The organism is Pollutibacter soli (assembly GCA_029269725.1).
In the GTDB taxonomy this organism is placed as follows: Bacteria; Bacteroidota; Bacteroidia; order Chitinophagales; family Chitinophagaceae; genus Pollutibacter; species Pollutibacter soli.
Genome location: JARJHS010000001.1, coordinates 908763 through 929202, shown reverse-complemented (window position 1 = coordinate 929202; position 20440 = coordinate 908763). Strand labels below are relative to the sequence as shown.

At 42.7% G+C, this 20440-nt stretch carries 16 protein-coding genes and 1 tRNA gene; 4 read left to right on the top strand and 13 right to left on the bottom strand.

The window, feature by feature from the left end; translation table 11 throughout:
- Nucleotides 1-104: 104 nt before the first annotated feature.
- From P2W82_RS03820 to P2W82_RS03805, 4 genes are all read right to left on the bottom strand, one after another.
- Complete coding sequence (locus P2W82_RS03820; protein WP_336514512.1) at nucleotides 105-3284, bottom strand: efflux RND transporter permease subunit; 3180 nt, start codon at nucleotides 3282-3284, stop codon at nucleotides 105-107.
- A 161-nt stretch (nucleotides 3285-3445) separates the two neighbouring features.
- Nucleotides 3446-4654 carry an efflux RND transporter periplasmic adaptor subunit gene (locus P2W82_RS03815; protein ID WP_336514511.1) on the bottom strand — a complete coding sequence of 403 codons (1209 nt, stop codon included), beginning with the start codon at nucleotides 4652-4654 and terminating at the stop codon, nucleotides 3446-3448.
- Nucleotides 4655-4825: 171 nt separating this feature from the next.
- Entirely contained in the window at nucleotides 4826-5428 is a 603-nt protein-coding gene (locus P2W82_RS03810) for a TetR/AcrR family transcriptional regulator (RefSeq protein ID WP_336514510.1), read from the bottom strand.
- Between the two features lie 145 nt (nucleotides 5429-5573).
- Nucleotides 5574-5933, bottom strand: a complete 360-nt coding sequence (locus P2W82_RS03805; protein ID WP_336514509.1) for a hypothetical protein — start codon at nucleotides 5931-5933, stop codon at nucleotides 5574-5576.
- A gap of 179 nt (nucleotides 5934-6112) precedes the next feature.
- On the opposite strand from P2W82_RS03805, the gene P2W82_RS03800 reads away from it, so the two are divergent.
- Nucleotides 6113-6556 (top strand): hypothetical protein, encoded by a 444-nt coding sequence (locus P2W82_RS03800; RefSeq protein WP_336514508.1) that lies wholly within the window; start codon nucleotides 6113-6115, stop codon nucleotides 6554-6556.
- Nucleotides 6557-6599: 43 nt separating this feature from the next.
- Here P2W82_RS03800 and P2W82_RS03795 read toward each other — a convergent pair whose 3' ends face one another.
- The 9 genes from P2W82_RS03795 to P2W82_RS03755 form a co-directional block, all read right to left on the bottom strand.
- The gene (locus tag P2W82_RS03795; RefSeq protein WP_336514507.1) at nucleotides 6600-6752 is read right to left on the bottom strand and encodes a hypothetical protein; all 153 of its coding nucleotides are present in this window, start codon (nucleotides 6750-6752) and stop codon (nucleotides 6600-6602) included.
- 234 nt (nucleotides 6753-6986) lie between these two features.
- The gene (locus P2W82_RS03790; protein WP_336514506.1) at nucleotides 6987-8510 is read right to left on the bottom strand and encodes an arylsulfatase; all 1524 of its coding nucleotides are present in this window, start codon (nucleotides 8508-8510) and stop codon (nucleotides 6987-6989) included.
- Nucleotides 8511-9486: 976 nt separating this feature from the next.
- Nucleotides 9487-9570: transfer RNA gene (locus P2W82_RS03785), tRNA-Leu, on the bottom strand.
- A 128-nt stretch (nucleotides 9571-9698) separates the two neighbouring features.
- Nucleotides 9699-10535 carry an MBL fold metallo-hydrolase gene (locus tag P2W82_RS03780; protein WP_336514505.1) on the bottom strand — a complete coding sequence of 279 codons (837 nt, stop codon included), beginning with the start codon at nucleotides 10533-10535 and terminating at the stop codon, nucleotides 9699-9701.
- Nucleotides 10532-10927, bottom strand: coding sequence for a PAS domain-containing protein (locus P2W82_RS03775; protein WP_336514504.1), 396 nt, complete (start codon nucleotides 10925-10927; stop codon nucleotides 10532-10534). The genes P2W82_RS03780 and P2W82_RS03775 overlap by 4 nt, the downstream gene beginning before the upstream one ends.
- Before the next feature lie 167 nt (nucleotides 10928-11094).
- Entirely contained in the window at nucleotides 11095-13371 is a 2277-nt protein-coding gene (gene katG, locus P2W82_RS03770) for a catalase/peroxidase HPI (RefSeq protein ID WP_336514503.1), read from the bottom strand.
- Between the two features lie 228 nt (nucleotides 13372-13599).
- Nucleotides 13600-14646, bottom strand: a complete 1047-nt coding sequence (locus P2W82_RS03765) for a linear amide C-N hydrolase (protein ID WP_336514502.1) — start codon at nucleotides 14644-14646, stop codon at nucleotides 13600-13602.
- 241 nt (nucleotides 14647-14887) lie between these two features.
- A complete protein-coding gene (locus tag P2W82_RS03760) occupies nucleotides 14888-15700 on the bottom strand; it encodes an FkbM family methyltransferase (RefSeq protein ID WP_336514501.1) in 813 nt (270 codons plus the stop codon).
- 15 nt (nucleotides 15701-15715) lie between these two features.
- The gene (locus P2W82_RS03755) at nucleotides 15716-16627 is read right to left on the bottom strand and encodes a 2,3,4,5-tetrahydropyridine-2,6-dicarboxylate N-succinyltransferase (RefSeq protein WP_336514500.1); all 912 of its coding nucleotides are present in this window, start codon (nucleotides 16625-16627) and stop codon (nucleotides 15716-15718) included.
- A gap of 273 nt (nucleotides 16628-16900) precedes the next feature.
- Here P2W82_RS03755 and P2W82_RS03750 point away from each other — a divergent pair, with 273 nt between their 5' ends.
- The 3 genes from P2W82_RS03750 to P2W82_RS03740 all read left to right on the top strand — a co-directional run bounded on the left by P2W82_RS03750 (nucleotide 16901) and on the right by P2W82_RS03740 (nucleotide 20393).
- Nucleotides 16901-17938: a glycosyltransferase family 9 protein gene (locus tag P2W82_RS03750; protein ID WP_336514499.1), complete on the top strand. Its 1038-nt coding sequence runs from the start codon at nucleotides 16901-16903 to the stop codon at nucleotides 17936-17938.
- Between the two features lie 178 nt (nucleotides 17939-18116).
- Entirely contained in the window at nucleotides 18117-19544 is a 1428-nt protein-coding gene (locus tag P2W82_RS03745; RefSeq protein ID WP_336514498.1) for a CCA tRNA nucleotidyltransferase, read from the top strand.
- 270 nt (nucleotides 19545-19814) lie between these two features.
- On the top strand, nucleotides 19815-20393 hold the full coding sequence (locus P2W82_RS03740) for an IS1096 element passenger TnpR family protein (protein ID WP_336514497.1): 579 nt from the start codon (nucleotides 19815-19817) through the stop codon (nucleotides 20391-20393).
- The last annotated feature ends 47 nt before the right edge of the window (nucleotides 20394-20440 follow it).

The following is a 20440-nucleotide window of genomic DNA, read 5'->3' as shown; positions in this document are numbered from 1 at the left end:
TTCTGTATCCCTTTATTTCTGTTTTTTCTGTAACTGTATAAAAGCACCCTTAATGTCCTGAGCAATTTTTTTCCTGAATTAGTGTTGGATTTCATGGTTGTGATTTAGTTGTTAATCAATTCAGTTTGATTGTGTACCGGAATTGCATCTGTCGTCAAAACTTTCCTATTGCTGACTTTTTCCTGCAGGTATTGAAATACAACAAAAAGTACCGGGATCAGAAATACGCCCAATAAAACTCCGGTCAGCATTCCACCGACAGCTCCGATACCTATAGAATGATTTCCCAATGCAGAAGCACCGTGCGTCCAGATCAGTGGAAGCATACCAACGATGAATGCAAAGGAAGTCATCAAAATTGGCCTTAACCTGAGCCGGGATGCTTCAAGTGCAGCGTCAATCAGACTCATTCCTGCCTTTCGTCTTTGGATTGCATACTCCACAATCAGGATTGCATTTTTCGCCAGCAGCCCGACGAGCATGATCAATCCAACCTGCACATAAATGTTGTTTTCAAGACCAGAAAGAGAAATCAAAAGAAAAACTCCAAAGATTCCTGTCGGTACAGAAAGAATTACAGCAAGTGGAAGAATATAACTTTCATATTGTGCTGCCAGAAGGAAATAAACAAAGAGTATACTCAGCAAAAAGATATAGGCTGTCTGACTGCCGGTATTGATTTCTTCTCTTGTCATACCCGTCCATTCGTAAGTATATCCTCTCGGCAACACTTCTTTGGCAGTTTCTTCGATTGCTTTGATCGCATCTCCTGTACTGTACCCGGGTTTTGGAATTCCGTTGATGGTAACAGCATTAAACAGGTTATTCCTGGTAACGGTTTCGGGGCCATACACACGCTTCAATGTTACCATAGTATTTGCAGGTACCATTTCACCTGCCGCATTCTTAACATAGATATTGTTTAAAGAAGCAGCATCGGCCCTATAGGATACATCTGCCTGCGCCATGACCCGATAATACTTCCCAAAACGATTAAAATCAGAAACAAAACTGCTACCATAGTAGATCTGAAGGGTTTGCAGTAATTCGCTGACGGAAACGCCTAACTGTTTTGCCCTTGCATTATCAATCTCCAGCAGGTATTGTGGATTGCCTGTCGCAAACGTGGTAAATGCATATCCAATTTCCTTTCGCTGCATCAATGCGCCGATAAATGCATTGGTATTGTTTGCCAGTTTATCCAACGGATCATTATTTCTGTCCTGTAACATAAATTCAAATCCGCTGACGTTACCAAAACCCTGGATGGTAGGGAAGGTGAAAAAGAAAGTATTAGCCCCTTTCACCTGGCTTACTTTCTGCGCAAGAGAATTGGAGATCTGGTTGATATTTTCTACCGGCCCGCGTTCACCATAATCTTTGATGCGAATAAAACCTGCACCATAAGAAGAAGCGTTTGCGTTGGTTATGAAATTTAAACCATCAACAGTGTAACGTTTGTATGCCGCAGGTTCGGTTCTGATGATACTATCAATTTCCTCCATGGCCTTATTGGTTCTGTCCAGGGAACTTCCAGGCGCAGTATTTACAGCATATAAAATAAAGCCCTGGTCTTCTGTCGGAATAAATCCTGTAGGTGTTTTTCGTGCAAGGAAAAATGTAATTGCCGAAATGACGACCAAAGCACCAAGAGCAACCCATTTTTGTTTGGTCAGAAACCTCAACGAGCCAACATATCGGTCTGTCATAGATGTAAACCCGGCGTTGAAAGCTTTGAAAAATCTTTTTCCGAAACTTTTTCTTTTCGACTGACCATTCGTTGCTTCATGGGGACTTTTCAGGAACAATGCACACAATGCAGGACTCAAAGTCAGTGCATTTAATGCGGAGATCAGAATAGCTGTCGCAAGTGTGAATGCAAACTGTCGGTAAAATACACCAGCCGGGCCCTGCATAAATCCAACAGGAACGAACACGGCAGCCATGACAAGGGTGATTGAAATGATAGCGCCGGATATTTCATTCATAGACTGAACCGTTGCCGCACGCGCTGATAAGTTGGTGCTCTCCATTTTTGTATGTACCGCTTCAACTACAACGATTGCATCATCCACCACAATTCCGATGGCCAGAACCAATGCAAACAGCGTTAGAAGGTTGATGGTAAATCCAAACAGCTGCATAAAGAAAAACGTTCCTATAATAGCGACCGGCACTGCGATTGCAGGAATCAACGTTGAACGCAGATCCTGAAGAAAAATAAATACAACAAGGAATACCAGTACGAACGCAATCAATAATGTTTCCCGAACCTGGCCAATAGAGGCATCCAGGAATTCTTTTGAATTGTACATGATGGTCGCCTGCACGCCTTTCGGAAGATTATCAGAAAATGTTTTGATCTTCTTTTCTGCAATCGTAAGAATATCATTGGCATTGGAGCCTGCCGTTTGGAATACAGCAAACCCTGAAGTAGCTCCTCCGTTCAATCTGCTGTTTGAAGAATAAGTATAAGATCCAAATTCTACACGGGCAACATCTTTGAGTCGAAGCAGTGATCCATCATTATTGGCTTTGATGATGATGTTCTCGTAATCTTCATTCTTATTCAGCTTGCCTTTGTACTTCAAAACATATTCAAAAGTTTCAGTACTGCTTTCTCCAAACCGCCCTGGAGCTGCTTCCAGGCTTTGATCTCTTATGGCGCTGGTAACTTCTTGTGGAGAAACATTATTTGCAATCAGACGATCAGGTTTCAGCCAGATCCGCATGGAATAGTCGTGAGCGCCGAATATCTGTGCCTGTCCTACGCCCGGAATACGTTGTATTTCAGGAATCAGGTTGATTTTGATATAGTTCTGTAGAAAGGTTTCATCGTACAGACTGTCCTGGCTGGAAAGAGCAACAAACATGATGATACTGTTCTGCGACTTCTGAGTGGAAATACCCGCCTGAACCACTTCCTGCGGAATCTGACTAACGGCCTTAGATACCCGATTCTGAACGTTCACTGAAGCGATATCCGGATCGGTACCCTGTGTGAAAAAAACGGTGAGCGACATCGTTCCATCGTTACTGGAATTAGATGTCATGTACGTCATATTTTCTACACCGTTGATCGCTTCCTCCAGCGGAGTGGCGACTGAACGCGCTACGGTCTCCGCATTCGCTCCGGGATAAACAGCTGTAACCTGTATGCTCGGTGGAGCAATATCCGGAAACAATGTTATCGGTAAAGCGTAGAGGGATATCAATCCAAGAAGTGTAAGTATGATAGAAACGACGGAAGATAATACCGGTCTTTCTATGAATTTCTTTAACATGTGTGCGGTTTAAATTTATTTTTTGAGCATAAACTGCCCGGTCTGATAACATGAATAAAATTTTCATGATCAGAATTAATTGAGATCGAAATCTGTTTTTTTCTTAATCCCTGCTTTATTCGCAGGGTATCAATTTCCTCGAAGGGAATTGATATTTAGATTTACAGCGGTCGCGATTTTAAAAGACTATCGACAGAAACAGGCTCTGGTTTTATGACCACTCCATCTCTGAGTCTTTCGAATCCGGAATAAACAATTTTAGCATCAGGTGCTATGCCGCTTCCCACCAGATAATAATTTCCTGATTTACCAGATACCTGTATGGGTGTACTTACAACTTTATTGCTGTCTGTAAGGGCAAATACAAATACTTTATCCTGCAATTCGAAAGTTGATTCAACAGGAACAATCAAGGCAGTATCAACCAATTTTGGTAACCTGATTTTTCCGGTATTTCCTGATCGCAATAACCCGCCACTGTTTTCGAATGATGCACGAAAACTGATGGAACCCATCTGATCGTCAAACTGACCAGAAACCGTCTCCACTTTTCCTTTCATCGGATATACATTATTGTCGGCCAGTACAAGTTCGACCTCTGGTAATTTTTTAATTTTCTCTTCAATGGTATTGCCCTTGAACTGTTCAGAAAATTGAAGAAAATCTTTTTCGCTGAAAGAGAAATACGCATAGATTTTTTTAATCGACGACAGAACAGTCAGCGCATTTGTTGTTGTAACACCTACAAGGCTTCCGGTTTTAAAAGGGATCCTTCCGATATATCCATCGGCAGGTGCTTTTATCAAAGTATATCCAAGGTCTATCTCCGCGTTGTGCACGAGGGCAACGGCCTGGCTTACAGAAGCGGTTGCAGCATCGTAAACCGCTTTTGCAGTTTTCAGCTGAACTTCGGATATCACATTTGCTGTTACAAGGGGTTCCAGTTTCGACACATTGATTTCTGCATTCAATTGGTTTGCCTTTGCGGCGACAAGACTCGCTTTTGCGTTATTGAGCTGTTCGCGATAGGGGCGATCATTAATCAGAAATAAAGGCTGCCCTTTTTTAACTGCCATTCCTTCGTCGATATAAATTTTTTCAATATACCCATCGACTTTGGGGCGTATCTCTATATCCTGGCTTCCTTCCAGTGTTGCAGAAAATTCCTGGTATATTGTTGCAGGATATTTTGACAGACTAATCACGGGCAATGCTGGTGCCGGAGTTTGTTGTACCATTTCTTTTCCCGTAGAAGAGGTGCACGCATTAACAGTAATCAATATAATGAGAATAATAAGCACCGATAACACACGAACACCGGTAAATGGCTTCATTGTAAGTAGGTTATTTGTTGTTTGTTGATTTCGCATAAAACTTTTTTACACCGGTTTCCCGGAAGGGTTACATTTTCAAATACATATGAGGTTTTTTCAATGCAGGAAATCCGTTACCGGAAAATATCCGCAATTATGGCAAGTGATCATAAATTGGTAACACAAAAATAAAACCTAACACCGTTAACCGAATAGAGCAAAAAAAAATTACTTGCCCAGGTTTTTAATAAGACCTGAAACGGCATCTTCGAGCACCATTTTATTCAGTTCTTCATCAATTTCTGTGTTACCAAGCATTTTGATAGAGATGAGCCCGTGCATCACCGACCAGAATGTGTGATACTTCAGGCAGGAATTAACTTCTGCTTTTTTATTTTGTTTGAGGATTTTTTCAATGGGTTCCTGAACGAGTTCTCTAAATACGGACTGCTGTGGAATACACTTCTCCATTTCACAACCTGATATACCGACCTGGAACATCAACTGATAATATTCCTTGTTTTTGAATGCAAAATTCCAGTAAGCATCAGCGATCGCCATTAACTGTTCGGCCGGATCTTCTGATTTTTTCTTCGCCTGCTGTAATTTTTTTGTCAGTAATTCAAAACCCTGCTTTCCGAATTCCAGAAGGATTGCTTCCTTGTTTTCAAAGTGGTCGTAAACGACAGGTATGCTGTATTCTATGGCATCTGCGATTTTCCGGATGGAAAGCGACTGCCAGCCCTCCTCCTTCACTATCTTCCAGGCAGTAGTGAGGATATCACTACGCATCTGGTCTTTTTGTCTCAGCCTTCTTTCTGCAATACCCATGATATTTACCTAACAGTGTTAGCAAATATAGTGATGTTTTTAAAACCGCAAATAAATTTTCTTTTACCCAATCGGATATTAAGAAAATTTAACAAACAGGAAAATGGATTTCGAAAGAGAACTTTCCCGGTTGAGAGCAGCCCGGTTATTTAGAAAGGATATTTGCCGGCAAGCGCAGGCCCTCTTCATCTTCAAGCACCTTTGCCATAGCTTTCTGCAGTTTTTTCGGAACAGTTGAGGTTTCATCCTCACTGAGGGTCCTCTTTATTTCAACAAAATCGTCATCTTCATCGTAATATCCATAGGCCAACACATACTTATCCTCTGCGTGAAGTCGCAAAGAGATTTCATTATCATCTTCGGTATGAATCCTTACAACTGACCACTGATCGTCATCATCATCAAAATCAAAATGTATTTCAATAGCTTTTTGTTTCTTCAGGTCATTCAACAATTTCCCGACCAGTTCCGCGGGTTGACTTTCGATCAGATTTTCGTATTTCATACACACAGTTTAATACGGCGAAGGTATAACAGGGCGGACAAATTATTTATTATAATATAGTTAGGTCATTAATGATCCAGGCAGTTTTATTGAAGGGGAACCGTTCTATAGAAAGGTTAACGATGTATTCAAATACATCGATTTACTTATCTTTAATTTTCCTCAAATAAGACGAACACATGGCAAATGGGAATGAAATTTCACGACGCATAGCATCGCAGATTTTAATGGCTACGGAGCATAACATCAATTTCAATGCTTCACTCGATCAGGACGACCTGGATTTTGAGAAAATCGATAGTCATGGTGGCGAAAACGACGAGGAAAGATTAAAACGTGAAATGAGTATTTTCTTTGCAGGATATGTTGCTGGTATGTCTGCAGCTGACAACAGGCACAATAGCTATACACGGGGACTGGTGCACGCCTATACACAGGTACTTCCACCTGAAAGAAGAAAAAAATTCAGTGATCTGATTGAATCCGTGTATCATTCTACTCTTGCTCACATTTCAAATCCATTGAATCAGAAAAGAATATCCAGGATTGCAGAAGGTCTGGATCAGGATAAGAAGATGACGATGGAAAGGGCGAGAGAGATATATGATTCGGTAAAAGAGTAATAAGTCTATTCGAAGATTTTCGAAAATTGAGATTTTGCTTATTTCATCTACCGATTGTTACCATACGTATAGATTTTGTAACAATCACTGTTGCCTGTGGTTGTGAGAGATCCTGACCATTAAAATGCGTAACACTATTCTCTTCAGGATCATCGGCAAAGCGATTAAACTCCAATTTGTATTTAGAATTTTCCATTTGCCAAAATTGAGTGCCATGAGTATAATTGAATGCGTTTTTACCTTCTGACTTACTTCAACACAAAACGGTGGATTCTGCATGATTTCGAACAAGCCATTTTTCTTAACGTTACAGTTATTAATCATTTGGATTGAAACTGCTTCCTGAATAATGACCTTGTGCATTAAGTCTACCCGAAGCAATTAACAAACAAAACAGGATTAAATTCGCTCCGGATTTCATAGTGAAAATTTAGTCCTTTGATTGTTCTCCTAACCGAAGTGTACCTCCTTCCTGCCTGGGTGGAAACAAACTAAGGGTCTTATAATGTTCTGTCAGTAAGTCTTGTATCTGACCTCCCCAGGCTACTCCAAGTCTCATCGCGACATCCCTGGACTTCCATTGATCGTGACGTTCAAATGGGTCTGATCGTAAATTGAACAGCAGTGCACTGGGTTTGTTGTAATCAAAAAAACCATCGCGTGTCATCATGTGTGATTTCCAGTTTCCTATCCGTACAGCTGTCAATTCCTTTTCGTTGTAATAAATTTCAAATTTGCGACTCGATGGACCCTGGCCCAACCAGTGGTTGAGGTTATTCACACCGTCAATGAAAACCTTATGGCTTTTCATCAGTTTATCGTGAAGGTCATCAATACCGGCTGCCGCAGCAAGTGTGGTAAAAAGATCAGTATGATCCTGTATGCCGTTGGAAACGGACCCTGCCGGGATTTTTGAAGGCCAGCGAATTAATAATGGGACACGTACGCCGCCCTCCCAGGTTGTTGCTTTTTCACCTCTGTAAGGCGTTGTACCGGCATCGGGATACCAATCGACCATGGCCCCGTTATCGCTGGTGAATACCACGATGGTATTTTCAGCAATCCCTAAATCATCAAGTTTTTTCAGCACTGCACCAATCATCATATCCAATTCCATCATACCGCTGCCATAAATGTCAAATTCGGAAGAATAAGGTGTTGCGAGATTTCTGCGTTCCGGCCGCAAATGCGTGTAAATGTGCATGCGCGTGGGGTTGAGCCACACGAAAAACGGATAACCGGCTTTGACCGACCGTTGCATGAATTCCATTGCACGGTTGTTAAAGTCATCATCTATTGTTTCCATTCGTTTTGGATCAAGTGGCCCGGTATCTTTGATTGTTTGTTTTCCCACTTTGCCAAACCGGCCATCAACTGTTGTATCATCAACACGAGTTGCTTTGCAATCGAGCACACCGCGGGGTTTGTAGCGCTGATCGAATCCGGAGTCTTTCGGCCAGGAAGCCAGATAAGGTTCCTCTTCCGTGTTCAGGTGATACAAATTGCCAAAGAATTCATCGAAACCGTGCACGGTAGGAAGGTGCTCGTTTCGATCGCCCAGGTGGTTTTTACCAAACTGGCCAGTGCGATAACCAACGGATTTAAGTACCTCTGCAAGTGTTGGATCTTTTTCACTTAATCCAACAGGTGATCCAGCCATACCAACAGTAGTTAACCCGGTTCGAATGGGCAATTGACCGGTTATCAGCATTGCCCGACCTGCCGTACAGGAAGGCGCTGCATAATGGTCAGTAAAAAGAATTCCCTGATTGGCAAGACGATCAATGTTAGGGGTTGGTACCATCATACCGTGACTATACGCTCCTACATTCCATATCCCTACGTCATCGGTACAGATGAGAAGTATATTGGGTTTTTTGGATTGCGTTTTCTGTTTTTGTGCCTTACCTACCAGGGGAGTGAGGAACAGCAATAATGCAATTAGTCGTACCATAAGAATTTTTTATTGAGAATAGGATGAAATTGAAGGCACGTAATTTTTGTCGTTTCAGAGGGTGAACAGTCGGAATAGCTTTCGTTCATATTTACTTACCAGATCAAAACTTGATTTACAGCCTGACAGAAAATAGCCATACTGCTGACACAAAGGGCCTTGCCGGCCTGAAGTAATTCTCTATGCCATCAGGTACACAATTGTTGACGGAACAGGCAGTTGAAAACTATCTAAACATGGTTAGAATTTTACTGATTTTGATCAGGTGCGATTATTTTCCGGTGCGGGAAGATGGATGATATTCGTCAGGTATTAATATCTTTTACAAAATTGAGCAGCCTGTATTGAAAGTGGGTTTGAGAAAGCCTGGCATTGATTTGCAAACATGATTTTTTTCGTGTAATCCTTAAAGAAATGCGTATGCCTGCAAAGTGCAGTAAGCTATCAGATACAAAGACAGGATAAAGAATATGTTGGAGCGGTCGTCACATCAGGAAACGCTGTCGAAAGATTATAATGAAATGAAAACGAAATAAGACAGGTAGATCAGAAATCCCCAAACGGAATCATCAAAATCGGAAGGCAGTAATAAGGAATTTACTGAGGAGAATTTTCTGCTTTCAATTATTTAGGGGCAAGATTAAATATTAAGATTCATCGGACCTGATTTGTAAAGTCCCGCTACCACAAACGCACCGGAAACTATTTTGCTATCAGACTTCACTAGGTCTTTTTTCGCCGCAAAGGATTTTATGATTCTCCAATGAACAATTTCACTATTGTTAAAGATGGTTTTCACAGTAAGGTCCTATACGCAAGAAGCGAGATCAAAAAGGAATATCAGACTTGAATTTTAAAATTAGAAGGAGAAATAGAGATGTTGATGAAAAAAATTTATACAACCTGCTGGTCAGGCAAAGTTTCGAAGGGAAAGTGGAATAAAAAAAGCTCTGCAATACAGAGCCTTTCAAACTTGTGCCCAGGACTGGATTCGAACCAGCACACCCTTGCGAGCGCTGCGACCTGAACACAGTGCGTCTACCAATTTCGCCACCTGGGCAGGTGACAAGCCGGAAATCATTGTCAGTTAAACAACGAGCCCCTTCTCGTATTCAGGGTTGCAAATATACGGCTGCAACAGATACGAAAAAAGGAATTTTTGAGGCTTTATAAAGCCGGGGCCTCATACTATAATTCTATCCTCGAGCCTTCCACGGCTATATCAAAATCCACTGCAGAATTATACTTTTCCCTGAGTTGTGTTTTGAGAAGATTCAATTGCTCATCAGAATGCATCGGATCATGATGCGTCAGCAATAACTTTTTTACTTGATTCAGTTTCCCATAGTGAATGGTATCATCCATAGAACTGTGCCCCCAGCCTTGTTTTTTCTGATACTCATCTGTGGTATATTGAGCATCGTGTAATAACAAATCTGCACCGTCTGCAAGGGTTCGCCCGGATAACCAGCGGAGATCTTTCAGTTTTAGCGGATTTGAACCCAGGACAAATTCGTGATCGGGGATATAAGTGAAAACGCTGTCCTGGTTTTGAATTCGAAATCCAACAGTCGGGCCGGGATGAATGACATAATCCGACGACACAGAGAAAGGTCCGATTGTGAACTCGCTCTTTTCAATTTCATGCAAAATCAAATTACATGTCAGGTTGCGAAAGTAAACAGGAAAAAGGGGAGGCGAAAAATACCGTCCCAGTCGCGCCCGCAAACTCTGCGAATTCCCGGCGGGTCCCCAGATATGTACTTCTGCCTCAGGATCGAAAAGCGGTTGAAAAAAACCAAGGCCCTGGATATGATCAATGTGTAAATGCGTCAGTAAAATATCAATTCTTCCCTTCCGCAAATTCTTACTTCGGTTCAGGCCCTGTATACCGGTACCTGCATCAAGCACAAGCATCCAATCGTCCGCATCCACTTCTACGCAGGAAGTATTTCCTCCATACGCAGCTGTATCAGGACTGGTCGTGGGTATGGATCCACGTACGCCCCACAACGTTATGTTCATGCAGTTGAATCTGATCTCCAGAAAATCGCGATGGCACCAAGAAATGTTTTGGCCCTGCCAATAATCGGAAAAGATGTTACAGATATACGTTCAGCAGTTCCCTGCAGACTTTCAATCCAGAAGGTCAGGTGATAGGGCAGTTGAGTCATTAAAGTTTTAACGAGCGGAAGATCTTCTGATGGAATAGAATTACCGTCGTCGTCCTTATTCTTAAAAATAGTTCCCCATTCTTCAACACTCATTTCTCCCGTGTCTTCAAATCGTTTCCCAAGAATATCTTCTGCCGGCTCATTATAAAACAGGAGATTTCCTGTAGTATCCGTTAAAAAAACCGGCGTCGCCAGGCTTTCCGCAAGGTGGCGGGAAAGAATCAGTTCTATGGGATATGCCATAGCTGAAGTTAACAAATTACCAGAAGTAAAAAAGCAACTTTAAACAATCAGAATAAATTGATGCATAAACGAAAAAGCAGCTGACAATTCAGCTGCTTTTTTCAATGGTTTAATCGATGAACGATCAACGAACAACGTCACCGGTTTTATTTTAACCCTATCAATATCTACTTCAAATCAAATCTGTCTGCATTCATCACCTTAGTCCATGCGGCTACAAAATCCCTGACAAATTTTGCTTTTCCATCCGAACTGCCATAAACTTCGGCTATGCTTCTCAGTTCGGAATTAGATCCGAACACCAGGTCCGCACGTGTTGCTGTCCATTTCGGCTGACCGGTTTTCCGGTCGCTTCCTAAATATACTTCGCGGTCTTCGCCTGTGGCTTTCCAGCTTGTGTTCATATCGAGGAGGTTCACAAAGAAATCATTCGTAAGCATGCCTGGAGTTTGTGTGAACACACCATGTTTCGATCCATCAAAATTGGTATCCAGCACACGCATTCCGCCAACCAAAACTGTAAGTTCAGGTGCGGTAAGCGACAGCAACTGGGCTTTGTCGATCAGCAACTCTTCTGTGGATACAGCAATCTTTGTTCTGCGGTAATTTCGGAAGCCGTCAGCCAGTGGCTCGAGATAACCTACAGATTCAATATCCGTTTGCTCCTGCAAAGCATCCATACGGCCAGGGCTAAACGAAAGCTTAACTTCGTGACCGGCATCTTTTGCTGCTTTTTCAACCGCAGCATTACCTGCGAGAACAATCAGATCGGCCAAAGAAATTTTCTTTCCGCCGTTCTGCGCTGAATTAAATTCATCGCGGATTTTTTCAAGTGCACCCAGTACTTTATTCAATTGTGCCGGATTATTTACGGGCCAGTTTTTCTGTGGCTCCAGACGCACCCTCGCACCGTTCGCTCCACCACGTTTATCTGAACCGCGGAAAGTAGAAGCTGAGGCCCATGCAGCAGAAACCAATGCTGACACACTCTGACCTGATGCAAGAATTTTTGTTTTAAGATTTTCTACATCATTATCATCGACCAGTTCGTGATCGACAGCCGGGATCGGATCCTGCCAGATCAGTTCTTCAGCGGGTACATCGGCGCCGAGATAACGTGAACGTGGTCCCATATCACGATGCGTCAGTTTAAACCATGCCCTTGCAAATGCATCAGCAAACGCATCCGGATTATCAAGAAACTTCCTGGAGATTTTCTCAAATCCCGGATCCATGCGCAATGCGAGATCAGTCGTCAACATTGTCGGACGATGCTTCTTACTGCCATCATAAGCATCAGGAATAAATGGGTCAGCATTTTTTGCCACCCACTGGTGCGCACCTGCCGGGCTCTTAGTGAGTTCCCATTCGAATGCGAAAAGATTTTCAAAGAAGTTATTGCTCCATTGTGTAGGAGTTTTTGTCCAGATGACTTCAAGGCCGCTGGTGATGGTATCAGCACCGCGACCGCTGCCATAGCTGTTTGACCAACCCAACCCTTGTAACTCTACATCTGCTGCCTCAGGCTCTTTACCCACATGCGTTGCCGGAGCTGCTCCATGGGTCTTTCCGAAACTATGTCCACCGGCAATTAAAGCAACGGTTTCTTCATCATTCATCGCCATTCTTCCGAATGTATCACGGATATCCTTAGCCGCAGCTATCGGATCAGGATTTCCATCAGGTCCTTCCGGATTTACATAGATTAATCCCATCTGAACAGCCGCCAGAGGTTTCTCAAGATTTCTTGAATGAATTTGACCATCAGCATCGTCATCAGATACTACTACTCCGTGTTTCTTGTCTTCACCGGTAGATCCATTGGCATAACGTATATCACCTCCGAGCCATTTTGTTTCTGAACCCCAGTACACATCTTCATCCGGTTCCCAAACGTCCGGGCGTCCGCCTGCGAATCCAAATGTTTTGAAACCCATGGATTCGAGTGCAATATTTCCTGTCAGGATCATCAGGTCAGCCCAGGATATTTTGTTGCCATATTTCTGTTTAATGGGCCATAATAAACGACGCGCTTTGTCAAGACTTACATTATCCGGCCAGCTGTTCAATGGAGCAAAACGCTGCTGACCAGCACCACCACCGCCACGTCCATCATGTACACGATATGTACCCGCACTATGCCATGCCATACGAATAAACAACGGACCATAATGTCCAAAATCTGCGGGCCACCAATCCTGGGAATCAGTCATCAGCGCATGCAAATCCTTTTTCACCGCTTCGAGATCAAGACTTTTAAACGCCTCGGCATAGTCAAAATCTTTGTCCATTGGATTTGACAATGATGAGTGCTGACGCAGAATATTCAACTTCAGCTGGTTTGGCCACCAATCCTGATTCCTGGTTCCGCCACCACTTACTTTGTTTTTCAGACTTCCGTTGTGGAACGGACATTTACTCATGTCTTGTGAATCTTTTTCCATTTTTAATGTTTGTAGTAACTATTTTATGCGCTTATTCTAATACTCAAAGGCCCGAAAGGCCGACAAACTTATGACATTAGTCAAATAATTACAATCGATATATTTTATTCTTTGATAGACAAAATCTATATAACTGATTTAGGAATTCAATTCCGGAATTTACAAATGAGTAAGGATCGATAGTCTTCTGACAGAAAAAGATGCGCTTAGCCGCAGGCAATTACTGCGTTATAGTCCCATGAACTTAAATGGCTTCGTAACCTGGAAACTCTTTGAAGATTCACCGGAATAATTTTCGTTATTCTGAAGGGATAATTTTTTTACGGGCGCATTCTCTTTAAAATCGAGTTTGCTGAATTCAACCCAGACTACATTTGGATTCAAAACATTTTCAAAATAGTACACGAGATTCTTCTGATCGGAAACAGTACGCCAACGGGTAGACGAAATATTGGGCTCCGTGGGAGAAGAGATGCCGAGCGGAACGGAGCAATTGCGTATGACGCCGAAGACGCTGGCGAGCGCAACTCTTGTATTGTCTGTTTGTGGAATCGCGTTGATATAATAAGATGCGCGAACAAAACGGTCTGCGGCCCGGTTCGTACCTGGCAGCATAATCGTGCCCGGAATATTTTTCCAGTATTGATTTATCGCCAACTGTTCCTCGAAAACAGGTGAATTCGTCATCACGTGATATTCCTTACTATGATGAATAACGAGTTTTCCATTGATGTACTCGAAAATGGCATTATCGCCACTGGGGTCGGAAATAGACAAATGAATGGTGGCAAATTGATCAGAGCCCGGGATCATATCAGAAACAACAACAAACTTTTCCTTTTGTAAATCATCTACTGCTTCAGCAACCGTCGCAAAATTGTCCAGCACATATTGCAGCCAAAGTGAAATCGCCAGCCCTTTCACCTTTCCATTCTTTTCGAACTTTGCATACTGCGATTCCGCCAGCCATAAGAGGTTACCGACAAGCCCTTTTTCATTCATTCCATCCGTGCTTGCGATATCCCATGAACTGGTAATTACGCTTCCATACTTTGATTTCCAGCTGATCGTGTTCATGCCCACTTCTCCGGTTCTCGCGATTCCCCTGGGCAGCACCCATAGATTAGCCGGTATCTCCTCCCGCCAATCCATAGATCTGGCTGTTAGTACGGTTCCGTTCGGTCCGGTATATACCACCCTGGTGCAGGAATGAACGGGCTGGTAGATCAACAGAGAGGCTGTAAGCAGTAGGATTGCCTGGCTGAGTAATCGCATAAGATGGAGTTTTGAGGTTTTGTTAAAGTTATACATTAAATATATTCAACAAATAGTAGGCTCAAAACAATAGATAACTGGAAATAAATAGGAAATTGAAAACAGAAACCGGGAAACTGAAGCGGAAACAGGCTGAGGATGGAGAAGAGGAGTATAGACATACTTTCCACTAAAACCAAGAAACCCTTTCAACCGATAAGCATAAGCGTTGAACTCCCAACCACCTCTTACAACTGGCTTTTCATCTCTTACTTCCCAAAAGATTAACCTGCCTGTTCTCGGCAATGATCTTTTCGAAATCGGGTTTATGCAGACCGGTTTCAGTGATTTCGCGGAGTTTGAACCCGGCTTCCTGAAGAAGATTAATATAGTCGAAGGGCTCCTGGCCGATATCCCGCATCAGGTATGGGCTGAATTCTGTCAAAATATATTCGGTACGCGATAAAAGCTGCTTTGCAGCTTTCAATGCGGTGTACTCATATCCTTCAATATCAATTTTTACGAGTTTCACGTTCCGTTGACCGAATCCTTCTTTGTTTAAAAAACCGTCCAGTGGCACAATAGGTACTTCCGCGGTACCAATGGAATTTTTTTGCCTGATAAAAGAATGCCGTCCTGGATTATAACCCTTATAGAGATAGAGTGTCAGCGTACCTTCTTTGTCACTCACTGCTTTATTGTAGGCCTTAACCGTTGTACGCTTATTTCGCCTGATGTTTTCAGTGAGCAGATCAAAATTGGTTTTGTCCGGCTCAAATGCAAGGATAGTAGGCTTGGTGTCGCGTGTTAGGACAAGAGAATACCAACCGACGTTTGCACCGATATCGATGATCAGATCATCGTTATTAATATCAAGATTACTGGTCAGCCATTTGTTGATATAATCCTCTCCGTAGACACCCTGTTTGTAGTAAACATCTTTGCATGAGCCGTCCCGGATCAGAAATTTCATTTCCAGGTCGTATGGTTCGCTCCTGGCAACAAGAAAACGCTTCCCGCTCAGTCGATGGAATATATACTTTATCCGGTTGAGTGCAAGATTTGTTCCTGGCAATGGATATTTTTTCGTTTATACGGACACGTTAAAATCGCGAAGTGCATCGTTCAGGCTCGTCTTCAGGTCGGTACTTGGCTTACGTTGACCAATGATCAGGGCACAACTTACGTGATATTCGCCCGCTGGGAATTTTTTCGGGTAAGTGCCGGGAATCACGACGCTTCTTGCCGGTACGCGACCTTTATGTTCGACGGGCTCAGATCCGCTGACATCAATAATTTTTGTTGACTTTGTAAGCACAACATTTGCTCCAAGTACCGCCTCTTTCTCCACGATCACCCCTTCCACGACGATGCAGCGACTGCCGATAAAGCATCCATCTTCTACAATTACCGGGCTGGCCTGCAAAGGCTCCAGAACGCCACCTATACCAACACCACCACTCAGATGAACGCCTTTGCCAATCTGTGCGCAGCTTCCCACAGTCGCCCAGGTGTCAACCATTGTACCCTCATCAACATAAGCACCAATATTCACATATGATGGCATAAGCACAACATTCTTTGCTATATAAGCTCCATAACGTGCCACTGCGTGCGGAACTGCTCGCACGCCGAGAGATTTATAATCCTGTTTCAGCAACATTTTATCATAGAATTCCATCGGCCCCACAGTCCAGGTCTGCATCTGCTGAATACCGAAATACATCAGGATAGCCTGTTTCACCCATTCATTTACCATCCATCCATTGGCACCGGGTTCGGCTACACGAAGCTGACCTTTATCAACAGACTCGATTACCGCACGCACCGCAGTTTCATAGGTTTTATCTTTCAATAACTCCCGGTTCGCCCAGGCTGATTCGATCTGTTGCTTCAATTCCATTGCAGATTTTTCGCGAAAATAGGGAAAAGAAGTAAGTAGTGAATAGTAAGCAGTAAGTGAACAGCCAGACAATAGACAACGGGCAGCAGATAATTTCATAATACCCTGATTAATTGCAGTCTTTCCTTAGTTTATTTCTAATTGAGCATAGTCGACACGCTAAAAGACAATAGCTAAGATTGGCATCTTCATATCCTTTTAAGTCATTCAGGAGCTAAAGAATACCTTGCCCTGTTTTTCATAACTTCTTCGTTGATCCTCAACTTCAATGTCTGCAGCTTGTAGAATTGCAGACTGCTACCTATGTGCTACCTCGTGCTTAATTAGAATCCCTACCGACTACTTACTACTACTTCTTACTATTTTCGTTCCATGAAGCAATTCCTCATCATCCAGACTGCTTTTATAGGCGATGTGATCCTGGCGACAGCGTTGATTGAGAAGCTGCATTCATACTATCCTGATGCATCCATTGACTTTCTGTTGCGGAAAGGGAATGAAGGAATACTTGCCGGTCATCCGTATGTAAGAGAACTCATGATCTGGGAGAAGAAAAAAGATAAGTTCAAAAACCTGTTCAGGTTACTATCGAAAATCCGGTCGAAACGATATGACGCGGTGATCAATGTTCAGCGTTTTGCAGCAACAGGGATGCTAACGACATTTTCCCGGGCGAAAACAAAGATTGGATTTGACAAAAATCCCTGGAATCATTTTTTTGATATTCGTGTGCCCCATATCGTGAGTACATCTGACAGGCCCATCCATGAAGTCGATAGAAACCAGGCGCTGATCGAATCTTTCACAGATAAGATTTACGCAAGACCCCGGATGTATCCATCTGCAAATGATTTTGAAAAGGTTTCAAAATATAAAAGACAACCGTTTATTTGTATCGCGCCGGCATCGGTGTGGTTCACCAAGCAATATCCTGCTGGCCAATGGGCTAGTTTTATCGATTCAATACCGAATCCTCCGGAAATATTTCTGATTGGTGCACCGAATGATAAAATTCTGGCGGAAGAAATTATTGAAGCTTCAGGAAGAAAAGGTCGCATTTTTAATCTTTGCGGTCAATTGAGTTTCCTGGAATCCGCCGCGTTGATGAAAGATGCTGAAATGAATTATGTTAACGATTCTGCACCTATGCATATCGCTTCGGCTATGAATGCGCCGGTTGCCGCAGTCTACTGTTCTACTGTTCCTTCATTTGGGTTCGGACCATTATCGGATAAAAAATTCATCATCGAGATTGAAAAAAAACTCGACTGCAGGCCCTGTGGTTTACATGGACATAAAGTTTGTCCGCTTGGCCATTTTCATTGTGCGACGGGAATAAGGGATGAACAGTTGGTGGAGGTCCTGACAGGCAGCGTGCAGCAGGCATCGGGTAACAGACCGAATCAGTAAACTTGTTTTTGGTCAATTTTCAAACGTCATCTGCTTCGACATCATCGGACTATAATTTAATCTTTTGAATTTATTTCATCCCTTTTCTCAAAGCGTCCCATACAGATAAACATTTCTCATCGCAAAAGCCGGCTGTCCTACTTACTACTTACTACTTACTTCTTACTATTTTTGCTCCATGCAAATCGATCTAACCACAGAAGAGTCCGGCTTGTTGAAGAAAATTGCACAGGCGGCTGAAACAATACATGTTCCGGCTTATCTGATCGGTGGTTTTGTGCGTGATAAACTGCTCGGTATACAAGTGAAGGATATGGATATTGCTTGTGTGGGAGATGGGATCAGATTGGCAGAACAAACCTCCGGCCTGTTTTCAGGAAAACCGAAAGTGTCATTTTTTAAAACTTATGGTACAGCGCATATCCGTGTAGGTGAGTATGATATTGAATTTGTTGGCGCCAGGCAGGAAAGTTATAATCGCGATTCCCGCAATCCGCAGGTTCGCCCGGGTACTTTAAAAGATGATCAGCTCCGGAGGGATTTTACGATCAATGCGCTGGCGATTGATCTTACCGGAACGAATTACGGAAACCTCATAGATCCGTTTAATGGAATAGGGGATCTCATATCAGGTATTATACGTACACCACTTGAACCAGGTCAGACGTTTAATGACGATCCGCTTCGTATGCTGCGCGCGATACGATTTGCTTCAGGTCTTGGATTTGTAATAGAGGCTGGTACATTCCAGGGAATAAAAGATCATGCAGAAAGGATAAAAATCATCAGTCAGGAAAGAATTACAGATGAGTTTAATAAAATACTGCTGTCGTCCAAACCTTCTGTCGGACTGGATCTATTGTATAAAAGCGGATTGTTGAAATACATCTTCCCGAAACTCATTGAACTCGTTGGTGCAGAATATATTGATGGCATGGGGCATAAGGATAATTTCTATCATACCTTACAGGTGGTAGATAATATCTCCATGCATACGAAAGATCTTTGGTTAAGATGGGCCGCATTGCTTCATGATATTGCAAAGCCTGACACCAAACGATTTGAGGAAGGCGAAGGCTGGACTTTTCATGGACATGAAGTGGTTGGTGCCAGAATGGTTCCTAAAATATTTTCTGCCTTCAAATTACCCACAGGTGAGAATATGCGTTTTGTGCGCAAACTGGTGGAAATGCATTTGCGACCCATTAGTCTGACAAAAGAAGACATCACGGATTCCGCTATACGAAGGCTACTTTTCGATGCAGGGGAGGACCTGGATGCTTTAATGACCTTGTGTGAGGCTGATATCACTTCAAAGAATAAATTCAAAGTAAAAAAATATCTCTCCAATTTTCAGCTGGTACGTGAGCGATTGAAAGAGGTGGAGGAAAAAGATAAGATCCGTGCATGGCAGCCTCCGGTGACCGGTGAAATGATCATGCAAACGTTTGGACTAGGTCCGTCGCGGGAAGTGGGCGAAATAAAAAATGCAATCAGGGAAGCCATCCTCGAAGGTGACATTCCGAATGATTATGAAGCCGCTTACATGTATATGCTGGAAAAAGGGAAGGAGTTGGGACTGGCTCAGGTTAAACGCAAAACGTAGAATGTTAAACACAAAACATGAAGCGATTAACGTACGCTTTTGAGGTAGTAATCTTTCATGTTTACCGGATTGAACCTGACAGACTAAAAAAACTTTATATCAAGGGGAAGCAAGATCCACATCTTATTTGCATTAAGTTTGATTTTGATAAGCCTGTCAGAGAAGGGCCGTTTCCTTCTGACTCCCTACTTCTGCCTTCTTACTTCGTAATATTTCCTTATTTTGCAATCTATTGTATAACAGCCTGCGGGCTTTGATTACCAATAAACTATGGCCATATTAAAATTCAGGGTATATTTTGAAGAAGATGATAGTGTCTACAGGGATATTGCAATTCGTCATACACAGCACTTTTATGATCTCCATACATTGATCCTGAAAAGTTTTGAATTTGATAATAAACACCAGGCGACATTTTACAGAAGTAACGACAACTGGCAAAGGGGTCGTGAAATCAGCCTGGAGAAATATGACAAATCTTATAAGGTCGATCCGCTGATTATGTCTGAAACCACTATAGGTTCAGAAATAAAAATTCCCAATCAGAAGTTTGTCTATGTATATGATTTCACAAGGAACTGGCCATTCCTGGTGGAGCTGATCAATGTGTCAAAAGAAGAAAATCCTAAACTTACTTATCCTGCACTGGTAAGATCAGAAGGTATTGCACCAAGTCAGTATGGTACACGCAGTCTGCTGGGTGATCGCTTTGTTGATGTCGAAGAGAAATATGATCTGTCTGCAAATGAAGAAGGTTTTGGAAGGGAAGGTGACAGTGATTCAGATACAGAAGAGGATACTACGGGTGGAGGAGAAGAAACCGAGAATACAAACGAAGAAGAATTCTGATAAAAGCCACCGGACGGATCAGACGAAAGTGTGTAAAACGAAATGTG